Source organism: Shewanella sp. Pdp11 (genome assembly GCF_002838165.1).
GTDB lineage: Bacteria > Pseudomonadota > Gammaproteobacteria > Enterobacterales > Shewanellaceae > Shewanella > Shewanella hafniensis.
Genome location: NZ_CP015194.1, coordinates 3,137,815 through 3,151,238, shown reverse-complemented (window position 1 = coordinate 3,151,238; position 13,424 = coordinate 3,137,815). Strand labels below are relative to the sequence as shown.

Below are 13,424 nucleotides of genomic sequence, written 5' to 3'. Positions count from 1 at the left end.
AAAGGATTTTGACTAATGGCCTCGATCCAACGGTTGAGCTTAGATTTGACTCAAGGTATGCTGATTTAAATCACTTGTTTTAAAAGGATGTTTGAATGTCGTTTCCCCATTTATTAGAACCCTTAGATCTGGGATTTACCCAGCTCAAAAACCGCGTGCTTATGGGCTCAATGCACACAGGTTTGGAAGAAGAAAAGGGCGGATTTGAGAAACTGGCAGCGTTCTACAAAGAACGCGCTCTGGGCGGCGTGGGTTTGATTGTAACGGGCGGTATTTCCCCCAATCTTCGCGGTCGCCTTACGCCCCATGCCTGTCAGCTGAGTTTTCCTTGGCAAGTCGGTAAGCATCGCGTGGTCACGCAGGCTGTACATGAGGCGGGCGGTAAGATCTGCATGCAAATTTTGCATGCGGGCCGCTACGGTTATCATCCTTTTTCCCAAGCACCGAGTAAAATTAAATCACCCATTACACCTTTTACGCCGTCTGCTATGTCTAGTCGCCAAGTGCGCTCGACCATTAAGGATTACGCCAGCTCAGCCGCTCTTGCCAAGAAAGCCGGTTACGATGGCGTTGAGGTGATGGGATCTGAAGGCTATTTGATCAATCAGTTTGTCAGTGCGCGCACCAACACCCGCACCGATGAATGGGGTGGTGCGTTTGAAAAGCGGGCGCAATTCCCGATTGAGATTGTTAACGCGATACGGGCAAAAGTCGGTAAAGACTTCATCATTATCTTCCGTTTATCTATGCTCGATCTGGTGGATAACGGCTCAACTTGGGATGAAGTGGTGCAGCTCGCCCAGTGGTTAGAGCAAGCTGGCGTGTCCATTCTAAATACCGGTATTGGCTGGCATGAAGCGCGCGTACCGACCATTGCGACGAGTGTGCCTCGCGGTGCCTTTGCGTGGGTAACTGAAAAGCTCAAACAATCAGTCTCTGTGCCCTTAATTGCGACGAACCGCATTAACACCCCTGAAATCGGCGAGCAGATTATTGCTTCTGGTCAAGCTGACATGGTGTCGATGGCAAGGCCTTTTCTCGCCGATCCTGAGTTTGTCAATAAAGCTGCGGCGAACACGCCAGAGCTGATTAACACTTGTATTGGCTGTAACCAAGCATGTCTTGATCATACCTTTTCCCTCAAGCGCGCAACCTGTTTAGTGAATCCTCGTGCCTGTTATGAGACTGAAATCAACTTCTTACCCACAGCCAATAAAAAGCGTATCGCGGTGATGGGCGCAGGTCCTGCGGGCATGGCATTTTCTGTTTATGCCGCCATGCGTGGCCATGATGTTGTCTTGTTTGAAGCGAAATCCGAGGTGGGTGGGCAGTTTAATCTCGCCCGTAAAATCCCAGGAAAGGAAGAGTTTAACGAGACTATCCGTTATTTCATCAATCAAATTAAGCTGCATAAGGTGGAGCTGAGATTAAACACTCGCCTCGATGCCAGCGTATTGGCGACCGAAAAATTTGATGAAGTAGTGATAGCGTCAGGCGTTGTGCCGCGTGATTTAGTCTTACCCGGCTTTGATGACCCACGGGTGGTCGATTATCAAAAAGTGCTCTCGGGTGAAGTGACTGTCGGTAATACAGTAGCCTTGATTGGTGCTGGCGGTATCGGATTTGATATGGCGCATTACTTATGTGAGCGCCAATCTAGCACCTTGGACCCAGATAAATGGCTGCAACAGTGGGGCATAGATAAAACTTACCAGCATGCGGGCGGCCTAACAGAACCTCAATCCGACAATACCGATCATCGTAAGGTCTATTTACTGCAACGTAAAACGTCGAAGATGGGCAAGGGCTTAGGTAAAACCACCGGCTGGATCCACCGTCTTGTGCTTAAGCAACATGATGTGAAGATGAAAACAGGCGTGAGTTACGACAAGTTTGATGACGCGGGTTTACATATTCGCGTTGGCGAGCAAGCAGAAGTATTGCCAGTGGATAATGTTATCCTCTGCGCTGGCCAAGAATCGAATCGCACTTTGGTGGATGAGATGAAAGCGACAGGCATGCCAGTGCATTTAATTGGCGGTGTCGATGTCGCCGCAGAACTTGATGCTAAACGGGCGATTCGCCAAGGCGCCGAACTGGCGATGCGTTTATAGTCATTTTCAAAAGCCCATATAGCATCTAAAGCCTGAGTCTTAATCAGGCTTTTTTATTGCCTTTTCAACATAGTTGCCGCAAATACGCTAAGGTTTAAATGCTTAAATTAAGCAACATAACTCGCCCATAACCCACGCAGAGGGAACCGCTATGCAGCTTAACACTGTCTTTAACGCTAAGATCACCATCAGCCTTATCACTTGCCTATTATGTGGATTAATGGTGAGTTTTTCGGCTCACAGTACTCCACCGTTTGACGAGCAGCGTGCTAAAAATGCCGGTGCCGATGAATACGGTATGAAGCACTATGTAATGGCTTTTTTAAAGCGGGGCCCTAATCGGGATAGAACACAGGCACAGGCCGAACAATTGCAAAGGGCGCATTTGGACAATATCACCCGCCTTGCCAATGAGGGCAAATTAGTGCTGGCGGGGCCCTTTTTACACGATGGCGAATTACGCGGTATTTATGTCTTTGACGTTACTACGGTTGAAGAGGCAAAAGCCTTAACGGAAACCGATCCTGCAATTCAAGCGGGCAGTCTAGTGCTGGAATTATTACCTTGGTATGGCAGTGCGGCGCTGACTGAGGTCAATGAGCTGCATAGGGTGATGGCGAAAAAAGACATTTAAACCGCTAGGATCAATTAGCCCCTATCAGACTCAGAGGTTATTTTTCGCACACTTCGATGAATGTTGGCGAGATTTGCGGCTTTGAACCGTGGGATATAGCGCTCTGTGTTGGTGAATGGCCTTTGCGGCCCATGTGTTGTGACCCTTTGGCTGCATAGGTGACGACAGCTGCCCCTTCAGGTGATAGATCCAGCTCTAAATCTTCGGTTGGTACACAGCAGCAGGGCAAACATTCATCATGTTTGAGTTCGGCTAAGGGTTCGTTTAAGTAGCTGACTTTTCCGCTGATGACGCGCGTTTTGCAGGCACCGCAGAAACCGTTGCGACATTCTGAGAAGATTTTGACTTTTTTGGCTTCGAGCGCTTGCAGCAAGGTGCCTTGTTGCTCGGTAAAGAGCAACACAGGTTGACCTTGAAGGCGCACGATTGGCGCCTTCGCGAACAGATTTTGTGGCCGTTTTTTCGATGTCACTGTTGTAATGCCATTATTAACGTCACTTTTGAGCGTCTTAGAGATCGAAGTCGAGGAATTCATCGCCATCAACCGCTGAGTCGATTTGACCGACTAAGTATGAAGATACTTCCACTTCCTGAGGCGCGACTTGCACCGCATCGCTTTCTAACCAGTTTTTCATCCAAGGTAATGGATTGGTTATTTCAGGATAAGGTTGCGGCAGATTCACCGACTTCATGCGTTGGTTAGTAATAAATTCAACGTATTGGCAAAGGATCTGTTCATTCAAACCTATCATAGAGCCGTCTTTGAACAGGTATTTTGCCCATTCTTTTTCTTGCTCTGCTGCCTTGAAGAATAAATCGAAGGCTTCTTGTTGGCATTCTGCGGCAATTTCACCCATTTCTGGATCGTCTTTACCACCTTGCATAATGCTTAAAATATGCTGAGTGCTGTTTAAGTGCAGTGCTTCATCACGGGCGATAAGGCGAATGATTTTCGCGTTACCTTCCATCAGTTTACGTTCAGCAAAGGCAAAGGAGCAGGCAAAGCTAACATAAAAACGAATTGCCTCTAGTGCGTTGACTGACATCATGCACAGGTACAAGGCTTTTTTCAGGGTGCGGGTATTGACTATGACTTCTTTGCCATCAATAACATGGGTCCCCGCGCCGAGTAAGTGGAACACTTGAGTTAATTTAATTAAGTGATCGTAGTAAGCGGCGATATCGGTCGCACGGCTTAAGATTTCTTTGTTCACGACGATATCGTCGAAGATCACTGACGGATCGTTAACGATGTTACGAATGATATGGGTATATGAGCGCGAGTGAATGGTCTCAGAGAAAGACCAAGTCTCAATCCAAGTTTCTAACTCAGGTAGCGACACCAGTGGCAAAAAGGCCACATTGGGCGAGCGACCTTGAATCGAGTCGAGCAGGGTTTGGTATTTCAGGTTCGAAATAAAGATGTGTTTTTCATGATCGGGCAATGCACCGTAATCAATCTTATCGCGACTGACGTCTACTTCTTCCGGTCGCCAAAAGAAAGATAACTGCTTTTCTATCAGTTTTTCGAACACTTCATATTTTTGTTGATCGTAACGAGCCACGTTGACCGATTGACCTAAAAACATAGGTTCACGGGTGGCATCGTTGGGTGTTTGACAGAAGGTAGAGTAGGCCATGGTGCTATTTTCCAATGGATAGGGATCCACTCAATCGGGATCCCTATACTTTTTATTTGTAAGAGCCGCGTTAACGTTAAAGACTAGATTTTACACGCGCCGCCGGCGCAACCGTCATCTTCTTTCTCTAAATTGGTGATGTCATCGTGTGAATCCGATGCACCATCGCGAGTGTTATGGTAGTAAAGCGTTTTCACACCTAACTTGTAAGCATTGAGCAAATCTTTCAGCAGAGTTTGCATCGGTACTTTACGGCCTTCAAAACGTGAAGGGTCGTAGTTAGTGTTCGCCGAAATCGCTTGGTCAACGAACTTCTGCATGATGCCCACTAGCTGTAAGTAACCATCATTACTAGGCATTTTCCATAGCAATTCATAGCTATCTTTCAGCGTATCGAAATCAGGTACCACTTGTTTTAGCTGACCGTCTTTGCTCGATTTCACGCTGATAAGGCCACGCGGTGGTTCGATACCATTGGTCGCATTGGAGATTTGCGACGAGGTTTCTGATGGCATTAATGCCGACAGCGTCGAGTTACGCAGGCCATATTGCTTGATATCGCTACGCAGTGATTCCCAGTCTAAGTGCAATGGTTCGGCACAAATTTTATCTAGGTCACGTTTATAAGTATCGATTGGCAAAATACCTTGAGCGTACGTGGTCTCGTGGAATAACGGACACGCACCTTGCTCTTTGGCTAAGTTCATCGAGGCTTTCAGTAAATAAAACTGAATGGCTTCGAAGGTTCTGTGGGTCAGATCGTTCGCGCTGCCATCGGAATACTTCATGCCATTTTTCGCTAAGTAGTTAGCGAAGTTAATTACGCCTATACCTAAGGTTCGGCGATTCATCGAGGCAAGTTGTGCTGCCTTGATAGGATAATCTTGATAATCCAGCAGATTATCCAGTGCGCGTACGGCGAGGTCGGCTAATGGCTCAATATCAGATAATTCTTTGATAGAACCTAAGTTAAGTGCTGACAACGTACAAAGCGCGATTTCACCTTCTGGATCATCGATGTTGTTCAATGGTTTTGTCGGCAGGGCGATTTCAAGACACAGGTTAGATTGTCTGATCGGCGCGACTTTAGAATCGAACGGGCTATGGGTGTTGCAGTGATCCACGTTCTGAATGTAGATACGGCCGGTTGAGGCGCGCTCTTGCATCATCAGTGAAAACAGCTCAACTGCCTTTATGGTTTTCTTACGAATACTGCTGTCTTGCTCGTATTGCACATATAAACGTTCGAATTCATTTTGATCTTCAAAGAACGCATCGTACAAACCAGGTACATCTGATGGGCTAAACAGGCTGATATTTTCGCCCTTGATCAGACGTTGATACATGACTTTGTTCAACTGCACACCGTAGTCTAAGTGACGGATACGGTTATCTTCAACGCCGCGGTTATTTTTCAATACCAGCAGAGATTCGACTTCTAAGTGCCAAATCGGGTAGAAGAGGGTCGCAGCACCGCCACGCACGCCGCCTTGAGAGCAAGACTTAACTGCGGTTTGGAAATACTTATAGAAAGGTAAACAACCTGTGTGGAAGGCTTCACCACCACGGATTGGGCTACCTAAGGCGCGAATACGACCGGCGTTAATACCGATACCCGCACGTTGACTGACGTATTTCACAATCGATGAAGCTGTCGCGTTGATTGAATCTAAGCTGTCACCACATTCGATCAGTACACAAGAGCTGAACTGACGTGTTGGCGTGCGCACACCAGCCATGATTGGCGTTGGCAGCGAAATCTTAAAGGTCGATACCGCGTCATAGAAATCTTTAACGTATTTCAGGCGCGTTTCTTTTGGATAACGGGCAAACAAACAGGCCGCGACCAAAATGTAGAGGAACTGCGCGCTCTCGTAGATTTCGTGGGTCACACGGTTTTGAACTAAATATTTGCCTTCAAGCTGCTTTACCGCTGCGTATGAGAAGTCCATATCGCGCCAATGGTCGATATAGGTATCCATCACGTCGAGTTCTTCGCGGCTGTAATCCTGCAGAATGTGCATGTCATACTTGCCAAGCTCAACTAATTTCGTCACGTGGGTATACAGTGCTGGCGGCTCGAATTGACCGAAGGCCTTCTTACGCAAATGAAACACCGCTAAACGGGCGGCGAGGAACTGATAGTCCGGTGATTCTGGAGAAATTAAATCCGCCGCCGCTTTGATAATGGTTTCATGGATGGCTTCGGTTGGGATGCCATCGAAAAACTGTAGGTGCGAGCGCAGTTCAACTTCAGAAACAGAAACGTTTTTTAATCCCTTGGCTGCCCAAGTAATTACGCGGTGTATTTTTTCGAGATCGATATTCTCACGATCGCCACAGCGTTTTGTGACTGTCATAGTGCTATTCATTTGGAGATAGGCCTTGGTTCTTATATCTATTTAGGTGAGCAAGTTCACCGTACGTATCCTTGTAAAACAATCAATAACCGTCCCTTAAATACAGCTGACTGGTGGAAAACGAGTCAATTAAGCGGCGAACTTCTAGTGTGTCTGATTGCTACCTATACACAAGATATGGTGTTTTAAATTATCTGGGATACAAGATAGTGAGGTTTGCCCCTATTTGCAAGTCTGAATTCAGGGGACATCTTGTGGATAAGTTGAGGATAAGCCTTAGCGTTAGTAACGACTAACCTTGAAGCTCAATTTCAGGTTAGCGTGTCGCACTCATGGGGGATTTTTAGGCGATCTTTTCTTTAGATCGCGATCGCGCACAAGTGCCGATCTTTTATCCGCCGACCTTTCGCTGCCTGATTTTATTCGCATGTAAAAATCAGGCAAACACACATATGTGCGTCTGCATAGTCACTTTAGTAAAAGGTTTATCTTCGAGTGCAAAAGTGAAGTTTGTTAACCGTTTTATGGGCGAGTTTTCAGGCGAATGCGTCGGCTAATGCCTGATGTAACTCAGTAGGGCTGGCAAAGTGCGCGTGGGCAGGCCACTGCGATGGTTTGTCGTTGACCCCCAGATAACCCCATAGGGCAACGCCGCCTAACATGCCCGCTGCCTTCGCGGCTAACAAATCCCGCTCAGCATCCCCAAGATACAAAATGTGCTCTGGAGCGCAGCTCAGTTGCTGTGCGCCTAACAGCATAGGTGCTGTGTGGGGTTTTGGGTGTTTGGTCGAATCACCACTGATAATCACTGGCATACGCAAGTGTAAATTCAGTTTTCGCAATAAGGGACGGGTAAAGCGCGCTGGCTTGTTGGTGATCACCCCAAATGGCAGCTGCATTAACTCGAGCCAGTCGAGTAATGCCGCAATACCAGTGAATAGTGCACAGTGATCGCCATTAATGCGCTGATAGTGGGCGAGCAAACCTTGCTGAACTTGAGTGCGAAGATCATCCGCTGCATTGGGTATTGCCGCATCAACTAAGGCAAAACTGCCGTGGGATGCGGCGTAGCGCATGGCCGCTAATGGCTGCGCGGCGATGCCGACGTCTTGAAGACTTAAATTGAGGGCTTGCACCAGATCCGGCGCGGTATCGGCTAAAGTGCCGTCGAGATCGAACAGTACGCCTTGGATCTGTGCCAGACTCATATCAATCAACCTTACGCGTTGCGATCATGTAATTTACATCAACCTTAGGCGTGTATTTAAAAATGCCCGTCAACGGGTTGTAGCTGATGCCTAATGCATCGGTACAGATAAGATCAGTATTGTCCACAAGCTCAATCAGCTCAGAAGGCTTAATGAATTTTTTATGCTCGTGGGTACCAACTGGCAGCATCTTCAGTAAATATTCTGCGCCGAGAATCGTGTGAACGTAGGATTTAATGTTGCGGTTGATGGTGGAGAAAAACACAAAGCCACCGGGTTTGACCATGTCACAGCAAGCTTTGATCACAGATTGTGGATCGGGCACATGCTCCAGCATTTCCATGCAGGTCACCACATCGTAGTAAGCTTGATGATCTTGGCTGTGGGCCTCGGCGGTATTTTTTACATAATTTATGCTTACGCCGGTTTCGAGGGCGTGAAGGCGGGCGACTTCGAGGGGCTCATCACCCATGTCGAGACCATCAACCTCGGCGCCGATGCGGGCCATGCTTTCAGATAAAATCCCGCCGCCGCAACCAACATCGAGCACTTTCTTGCCGAAAATGCCGCCTGCGGTTTGGTCGATATAGTTTAAGCGCAGCGGGTTTAATAGATGCAGCGGCTTAAATTCGCCGTTGAGATCCCACCACGTTTCGGCCATACGTTCAAACTTTGCGATTTCCTGTGGGTCCACATTGGTATTCTGATGCATGCTATATACCTGAAGTAGCGTTATTGTGCGGCCATTATAACGACTATGTTTGATAAACAAAGTGTTCGACTAAGCTAAGCCCTTGTGGTTGAGTGAATTTTCAGCAGTTTTCTGGCTTTATGTTAATTGTTGTGCTCTGTATCTATCTTTTACTTCATCCCTTTGACGATTTTTTCTCATCCTAAGCCACGAATTTCAACGCTGGTTTATCGCTCAAACGACCAAATTGACAGTGTTTTCATCTATTAAGCCACCAGACTCTCAATTCGATAATGATAGGTCTGGCGACATTAAATAACTGTGTTAGAATGCCAAATCACGTTTTTGGGCTAGGCAATGATACGGATTATACGTTGTCGGCTATTTTTCAGGGGAACGAGCAGTTTATGACTGATCTGGCATCATCTATTTCGCCAATTAATATCGAAGACGAACTAAAGAATTCGTACCTTGATTACGCCATGAGCGTTATCGTGGGACGTGCATTACCAGACGTGCGCGACGGCTTAAAGCCGGTTCATCGCCGCGTTCTGTTTGCCATGAGTGAATTGAAGAACGATTGGAACAAGCCTTACAAAAAATCTGCCCGTGTGGTCGGTGACGTCATCGGTAAATATCACCCTCATGGTGACTCTGCTGTTTATGACACTATCGTCCGTATGGCCCAGCCATTCTCACTGCGTTACACCTTAGTCGACGGCCAAGGTAACTTCGGTTCGGTCGACGGTGACTCTGCGGCGGCAATGCGTTATACCGAAATCCGTATGGATAAGTTAGCGCATCAATTACTGGCCGATCTTGAAAAAGAGACAGTGGATTTCGTCCCTAACTACGACGGCACAGAACTCATTCCAGCTGTATTACCTACACGCGTACCTAACCTATTAATTAACGGTTCATCGGGTATTGCGGTCGGTATGGCGACCAACATCCCACCACACAACCTAACGGAAGTCGTGAAAGGCTGTTTGGCACTGATTGAAGAACCTTCACTGTCAATTGAACAGTTGATGGAATACATTCCAGGTCCGGATTTCCCAACTGCGGCAATTATCAATGGCCGTAAAGGCATTATTGATGCCTATAAAACCGGCCGTGGCCGCGCGATCATGCGTGCACTGGCGGATGTGGAAACCGAAGATAATGGCCGTGAGCGCATTATCGTGACTGAAATCCCGTATCAAGTGAACAAAGCCCGTTTAATCGAAAAGATTGCCGAGCTGGTTAAAGATAAAAAGCTTGAAGGGATCAGCGGTCTACGTGACGAGTCTGATAAAGACGGTATGCGTATCGTTATCGAAATTAAGCGCGGTGAAGTGGGCGAGGTGGTATTAAACAACCTGTATGCTCAAACGCAAATGCAGTGTTCTTTCGGGATTAACATGGTGGCCCTGACCAATGGTCAGCCTAAACTGTTTAATCTTAAAGAAATGCTCGAATGCTTTATTCTGCATCGCCGTGAAGTCGTAACGCGTCGTACTGTATTCGAATTGCGTAAAGCCCGTGAGCGTGCCCATATTCTGGAAGCGCTGGCGGTTGCACTGGCTAACATCGACCCGATTATTGCACTGATCAAAGCCTCGCCAACGCCTGCGGATGCCAAAGTTAAATTGGTTGAGCAAGGTTGGGAATTAGGCCACGTTCAAGGCATGCTAGAAAAAGCGGGCGATGACGCTGCGCGTCCTGAGTGGTTAGAGCCTCAATACGGTATTCGTGACGGTCAATATTTCCTGACTGAGCAACAAGCTCAGGCGATTCTGGAACTGCGTTTACACCGTTTAACCGGTCTTGAACACGATAAGATCATCGCCGAATACGAAGAACTGCTCGAATTTATTGCGGGGCTACTGTTTATTCTGCGTAGCCCTGAGCGTTTGATGGAAGTCATCAAGGAAGAGTTAGAACTCATTCTTGAAGAATACGGTGATGCACGCCGTACTGTGATCAATGCTAACGAAGTTGATATGAGTCTTGAAGATCTTATCAACGAAGAAGACGTTGTGGTCACACTGTCGCATTTAGGTTATGCCAAGTATCAACCGTTAACCGATTACCAAGCCCAGCGCCGTGGTGGTAAAGGAAAAGCGGCAACTAAAGTAAAAGACGAAGATTTCGTTGAAAAACTGTTAGTTGCCAATACTCATGACACCATTTTGTGCTTCTCTGACTTTGGTAAAATGTACTGGCTTAAAGTGTATCAATTGCCATTAGCGAGCCGTACGGCACGTGGTCGTCCAATTGTTAACTTGCTACCTTTGGCTGAAGGTGAACGCATTACGGCGATTCTGCCAGTACGTGAATACGCCGCTGATAAATACATCATCATGGCGACTTCACACGGTACTGTGAAGAAAACCGCTCTGACTGCTTATAGCAACCCACGTGCTAACGGCATTATCGCCGTTAACCTCAAAGACGGTGACCAACTGATCGGTGTCGATATAACAAACGGTGATGACGAAATCATGTTGTTCTCGAACGAAGGTAAAGTGGTTCGCTTTGGTGAGAAAGTCCGTGATTCTGAAACAGGCGAAGTGAAACTCGATCCAGAAACTGGTGAAGAAGTCTTGTCCTTACGTCCTATGGGCCGTACTGCAACGGGCGTTCGTGGTATCCGTTTAGAAGAAGGTCAAAAAGTCGTGTCGCTTATCGTACCTAAAGGTGATGGCGCGATTCTCACTGTAACTGAAAACGGTTACGGTAAACGGACGCAACTGTCTGAATACCCTGCGAAGAGCCGTGCGACTAAAGGTGTGGTTTCAATCAAGGTGAGCGAGCGTAACGGCGCAGTTGTTGGCGCAGTGCAAGTGGGTCTTAACGACGAACTGATGCTCATCAGTGATAAAGGCACCTTAGTGCGTACACCAGCGGGCGGCGTGTCTATCATTGGCCGTAACACCCAAGGTGTGACGATTATCCGCACCGCGGGCGACGAGAAAGTGGTTGGCCTGCAACGTATCGACGAAATCCAAACTGATGAAGATGAAGTCGAGCTGGATGAAAACGGTTTACCGATTGTTCCTGTCATTGTCGAAGGCGAATTAGCCGACGAGGCGCTTGATGAAGCGCTGGATGACGAAGAAGAGTTGGACGAAGATGAAGACGAGCTTGCTGATGATGAGCAAGACGAAGAGTAATTAAGTGTCATATTAGCGAGCGTCCAATTGGACGCTCGTTTTTTTAATGGCGTTGCTAGTTGGTTGCATTGTTCGTTTTAAACATTGTTCGTTTTAAACATTGTTCATTTGAAAATAGTGCCATTTTAAAATAGTGTCGTTTTATCAATACCTACATCATGGTTGGGATTAAGGAGAGTGTCAGTGAGCGCGATTTATAATTTCTGTGCTGGACCTGCAATGTTACCCGCAGCGGTAATGAAAAAAGCACAACAGGAATTACTTGATTGGAATGGCCAAGGCGTTTCCGTGATGGAAATCAGCCACCGAAGTAAAGAGTTCATCGCGCTGACCGAGCAAGCCGAGTCCGATTTACGTGAACTGATGCAGATCCCTGCAAATTACCATGTGCTATTTATGCACGGTGGTGGTCGTGGGCAGTTCTCTGCTGTCGTGAATAATTTTCTCGGTGATCAGGGAAAAGCCCTGTATTTAGTCAGTGGCCAATGGTCATCTGTCGCGTTAGCAGAAGCGCAGAAACTGGCGGGTGAAGCACAGATTGATAGTCTGAATATTGTTGAAAAACACAATGGACTCAATGCGGTTGTCTTACCTGACTTGCATAAAATCGATGCCGATTATCGCTATGTTCATTACTGTCCTAACGAGACAGTGGATGGTATTGAAATTTTTGATGAATTAGACTCACCATGGCCGATTGTTGCCGATTTATCATCAACAATCATGTCCCGTGAGATTGACGTTAGCCGCTACGGCTTGATTTACGCCGGTGCGCAAAAGAACATAGGTCCATCGGGTCTGTCGATAGTGATAGTACGCGATGACATGTTAACACTGCCGAGTTTACCGCAGTCGTCCATTATGGACTACCGCCTAGCCGTCGAACATGATTCAATGTTCAACACGCCACCAACCTTTGCTTGGTACCTCGCCGCTGAAGTCTTTGCTTGGCTGAAATCGACTGGCGGTATTGCGAGTATTGCGAAAATTAATCAACAAAAAGCGCAGATGTTGTATCAATGCATTGATGGTAATGCTTTCTACCGTAATGGTGTTGTTGCAGCGAACCGCTCACAAATGAACGTGACTTTCCAATTAGTCAACGAAGCGCTCGATAGTGAGTTCTTAAAGCAAGCACAAATTGCCGGACTCGTGGCACTTAAAGGTCATCGTATTGTCGGTGGCATGCGTGCGAGCCTTTACAATGCGATGCCACTCGATGGTGTGATAGCCTTAGTCAAGTTTATGAACGAATTTGCGGCTAAACACAGCTAACATTAGCAGTATTGCGTTACTCGCTTGCGGCGCTTAGGCTTCGCAGCTTACACATACAGGTTTTGCTGATTGAATGTTTATCAGCAGTTAGCTATCCCAAGTTAGCCATCCCAAAAGCGAATGCTCAAATGCATTCGCTTTTTTGTTGGCTGTAATTTATCGACAATGGCGTTAAGCAAGATGACCTTGGGAAGAGTCTTATATTAAAGTTAACTTGGATTAAAGATGCCTTGGATTAGAGAGGGCGGTGAGCAAGCCTGTGAGCTGACGCGCATTACTGGAGAATATTCTCAGCAATTTATAGGGACAGTTGCATGTGATTGTTTATCATACTTAAAAGTACG

At 46.9% G+C, this 13,424-nt stretch carries 9 protein-coding genes; 4 read left to right on the top strand and 5 right to left on the bottom strand.

All coding sequences use genetic code 11. From position 1 onward, the window contains the following. The first annotated feature begins 95 nt into the window (after positions 1 to 95). Both AYJ58_RS13990 and AYJ58_RS13985 read left to right on the top strand, forming a co-directional pair. A complete protein-coding gene (locus AYJ58_RS13990) occupies positions 96 to 2,114 on the top strand; it encodes an NADPH-dependent 2,4-dienoyl-CoA reductase (RefSeq protein ID WP_106650585.1) in 2,019 nt (672 codons plus the stop codon). Positions 2,115 to 2,265: 151 nt separating this feature from the next. Then, complete coding sequence (locus tag AYJ58_RS13985) at positions 2,266 to 2,748, top strand: YciI family protein (protein WP_106650584.1); 483 nt, start codon at positions 2,266 to 2,268, stop codon at positions 2,746 to 2,748. Positions 2,749 to 2,785: 37 nt separating this feature from the next. On the opposite strand, the gene yfaE is transcribed toward AYJ58_RS13985, so the two are convergent. The 5 genes from yfaE to ubiG all read right to left on the bottom strand — a co-directional run bounded on the left by yfaE (position 2,786) and on the right by ubiG (position 8,668). Then, positions 2,786 to 3,220: a class I ribonucleotide reductase maintenance protein YfaE gene (gene yfaE, locus AYJ58_RS13980; protein WP_106651827.1), complete on the bottom strand. Its 435-nt coding sequence runs from the start codon at positions 3,218 to 3,220 to the stop codon at positions 2,786 to 2,788. A gap of 37 nt (positions 3,221 to 3,257) precedes the next feature. Next, positions 3,258 to 4,388, bottom strand: coding sequence for a class Ia ribonucleoside-diphosphate reductase subunit beta (gene nrdB, locus AYJ58_RS13975; protein ID WP_106650583.1), 1,131 nt, complete (start codon positions 4,386 to 4,388; stop codon positions 3,258 to 3,260). Between the two features lie 83 nt (positions 4,389 to 4,471). Beyond that, entirely contained in the window at positions 4,472 to 6,760 is a 2,289-nt protein-coding gene (nrdA, locus tag AYJ58_RS13970) for a class 1a ribonucleoside-diphosphate reductase subunit alpha (RefSeq protein WP_106650582.1), read from the bottom strand. A gap of 524 nt (positions 6,761 to 7,284) precedes the next feature. Continuing rightward, a complete protein-coding gene (locus tag AYJ58_RS13965) occupies positions 7,285 to 7,956 on the bottom strand; it encodes an HAD family hydrolase (protein ID WP_106650581.1) in 672 nt (223 codons plus the stop codon). Between the two features lies 1 nt (position 7,957). After that, positions 7,958 to 8,668, bottom strand: a complete 711-nt coding sequence (gene ubiG, locus AYJ58_RS13960; RefSeq protein ID WP_106650580.1) for a bifunctional 2-polyprenyl-6-hydroxyphenol methylase/3-demethylubiquinol 3-O-methyltransferase UbiG — start codon at positions 8,666 to 8,668, stop codon at positions 7,958 to 7,960. A 386-nt stretch (positions 8,669 to 9,054) separates the two neighbouring features. Between ubiG and gyrA the strand changes: the two genes are divergently transcribed. Together gyrA and serC are read left to right on the top strand one after the other, a co-directional pair. Then, positions 9,055 to 11,805: a DNA gyrase subunit A gene (gyrA, locus tag AYJ58_RS13955; RefSeq protein WP_106650579.1), complete on the top strand. Its 2,751-nt coding sequence runs from the start codon at positions 9,055 to 9,057 to the stop codon at positions 11,803 to 11,805. Between the two features lie 183 nt (positions 11,806 to 11,988). Then, positions 11,989 to 13,080: a 3-phosphoserine/phosphohydroxythreonine transaminase gene (gene serC / locus AYJ58_RS13950; protein WP_106650578.1), complete on the top strand. Its 1,092-nt coding sequence runs from the start codon at positions 11,989 to 11,991 to the stop codon at positions 13,078 to 13,080. Positions 13,081 to 13,424 lie beyond the last annotated feature (344 nt).

What these genes read in the sequence shown, in the direction of transcription:
- AYJ58_RS13990 (WP_106650585.1), top strand. Translation starts at nt 96, where the DNA reads ATGTCGTTTCCCCATTTATTAGAACCCTTAGATCTGGGATTTACCCAG.
- AYJ58_RS13985 (WP_106650584.1), top strand. Translation starts at nt 2,266, where the DNA reads ATGCAGCTTAACACTGTCTTTAACGCTAAGATCACCATCAGCCTTATC.
- nrdB (WP_106650583.1), bottom strand. Translation starts at nt 4,388, where the DNA reads ATGGCCTACTCTACCTTCTGTCAAACACCCAACGATGCCACCCGTGAA.
- nrdA (WP_106650582.1), bottom strand. Translation starts at nt 6,760, where the DNA reads ATGAATAGCACTATGACAGTCACAAAACGCTGTGGCGATCGTGAGAAT.
- AYJ58_RS13965 (WP_106650581.1), bottom strand. Translation starts at nt 7,956, where the DNA reads ATGAGTCTGGCACAGATCCAAGGCGTACTGTTCGATCTCGACGGCACT.
- ubiG (WP_106650580.1), bottom strand. Translation starts at nt 8,668, where the DNA reads ATGCATCAGAATACCAATGTGGACCCACAGGAAATCGCAAAGTTTGAA.
- gyrA (WP_106650579.1), top strand. Translation starts at nt 9,055, where the DNA reads ATGACTGATCTGGCATCATCTATTTCGCCAATTAATATCGAAGACGAA.